1 protein-coding gene and 1 pseudogene are annotated in these 2,301 nt (G+C 64.7%); both read right to left on the bottom strand.

Annotated features, from left to right (window positions below; genetic code table 11):
• Positions 1 to 691, bottom strand: a pseudogene (locus tag JOY90_RS28830) (methyl-accepting chemotaxis protein); the annotation flags it as partial.
• Between the two features lie 1,073 nt (positions 692 to 1,764).
• On the bottom strand, positions 1,765 to 2,301 hold a 537-nt coding region (locus tag JOY90_RS28825; protein ID WP_291694489.1), incomplete at its 5' end, for a methyl-accepting chemotaxis protein.

Genomic DNA, 2,301 nt, shown 5'->3' with positions numbered 1-2,301 from the left:
CCTGCACGCGCCGCCTCGATCGTGGCGTTGAGCGCAAGCAGATTGGTCTGGCCGGCGATGGTGTTGATCAGTTCAACGACGTCGCCGATGCGGGCGGCCGCCTTCGACAGCTCGCTGACCCGTTCGGTAGTACCGCGCGCCTGGCTGACCGCCTCGCCCGCCATCCGCGCCGACTCCTGCACCTGGCGGCTGATCTCGTTGACCGATGACGAAAGCTCCTCCGTCGCCGACGCCACCGACTGCACATTGCTGGTCGCGTCCTTCGAGGCGCTGGCGACCACGCCGGTCAATTCCTGCGCTCGCTTCGCGGTCGAAGTGAGTGTTCCTGCGGAAGACTCGAGCTCGCCCGAGGCCTTCGAAACGGTTTCAACGATCTGGCCGACCGCAGTCTCGAAGCCGTCGGCAAGCTTGTACATCTCCGCCTTGCGCTGGCGCGCGACTGCCTCGTCCTGCCTGGTCTTGGTCTCGGCCTCCTCGCGCGCCTTCTCCTCGGCTCGCAGCTTGAAGCCCTCGACGGCCTGCGCCATGTCGCCGACCTCGTCCTTGCGACCGAGCCCGGGAAGGACGACGCCGAAATTGCCGGCAGCGAGCTGCTTCATGCCTGAAGTCAGGCCGCAAGCGGCCGGATGATGCCGCGCGCGATCAGGAAGGCGATCAACAGGCCGAGTAACACGGCCGCTCCGGCGACGACCTCCTGGGCCGTGATGGTGGTTTCGACGCGGCCGTTGGTCTCGGCAATGGTGCTCTCGAACTTCTCGCTGATCGAGGTCTTGACCTTCTCGATCCTGTCGACCGCGCCAACGATGATCGGAGTGATGCTCTTGTAGTAGATCTCGTCACCGCGCACGAGATTGGGGCCAGTCTTGTCGAAGGCCGCGGCATATTTGGCGATGCCGGTCTTCACGGGAGCCAGCAGGGCGGCGAGACTGCCGGGCAGTTCGGACTTCTCGATGGCGGCAAGCTGCTCGTTCGCCTTGCCGAGATTGGTCTTGAACGTCGCGACTCCCTGGACGTCGCGCGTCGCGAGCATGCGCCAGTTGGCGACCCGAACAAGCAGGACCTTGGTCTCGAGCGCATTGGCGGCGTGCTCGAACGGCGTGCCCTGTGCGGCGTCGACGAGCTTCTGCACGTCCGCGGCCATCTGATCGCCATCGGTGAACAAGAGCTTGCGGCCGGCCAGCATCTGAGCCACGGCTTCGCCGAGCTCTGCGCGCTTGGCCTTGAGTTCCACGACATCCTTCGCGAGTTCGCGATAGATGGCACGCCGCTCATCGGAGCTGGTGGTCCTCTCGGCGTCGGCAAGCAGATTGCTCACCGCGGCCAGGCGCTTTTCGGATTCGGCAAATGAGGCTTCATCCTGGTCGAAGGCGTAGCGCAGCACGGCACGGCGAATCGCCTGCAGCTCGGCCGCGATGTCACTCACGCGAATGGCGTTCCTGGATTGCAGCTCCGTCTCCTTGACCCGATCGCCAATGGCTGAGAGCTGCCAGACGGCAAAGCCGGCCAATGCCATGCAGAAGAGCAGCAGTGCGCCAAAGCCGGCATAGAGCCGGCCGCCGATCCGAAGTTGCAAAAGCGACATGGGAGAATCCTTGAAGAAGCCAGCGAGGAAAGCGCCTGATCCGCAATCGTACGGCGAACGTTGCGAAACAAAGCTGAATATTGGGCACCGGAGGAATACGGGCGAAGCTTCAACCGGTTGAAGTCACTTAATTAAAGGCAGTCTAACGCCCTACTACAACTTCCGGCTCCTGCGCCCGATCTCTACGCGGCCCGCACCGACGCGAGAAACCTGCCGACCTCCGCCTTGAGCCTATTGCTGTCCGACGACAGCGTCTGCGCGGCCGCCAACAGCTCCTGCGACGCCGCTCCGGTCTTGCCGGCGCCGCTCCGCACGTCGTCGATGTTGCTCGATACCTGCGCGGTGCCCTGGGCCGCCTGCTGTACGTTGGAGGAGATTTCCTGCGTGGCGGCGCCCTGCTGCTCCACCGCGGCCGCGATCGTCGATGAAATCTCCGACAGCTTGGCAATCGTGCCCGAGATTGCCTGGATCGCGCCGACGGACTCCTGCGTCGCCGCCTGGATGCCCGTGATCTGCTGGCCGATTTCGCCGGTTGCTTTCGCGGTCTGCTCGGCGAGTGCCTTCACTTCGGAGGCGACCACCGCGAAGCCGCGGCCGGCTTCGCCTGCACGCGCCGCCTCGATCGTGGCGTTGAGCGCAAGCAGATTGGTCTGGCCGGCGATGGTGTTGATCAGTTCAACGACGTCGCCGATGCGGGCGGCCGCCTTCGACAGCTCGCT

The organism is Bradyrhizobium sp., assembly GCF_019242285.1.
Lineage (GTDB): Bacteria > Pseudomonadota > Alphaproteobacteria > Rhizobiales > Xanthobacteraceae > Bradyrhizobium.
The sequence above is the reverse complement of the archived record's forward strand: the minus strand, read 5'-3'. Positions and strand labels throughout refer to the sequence as shown.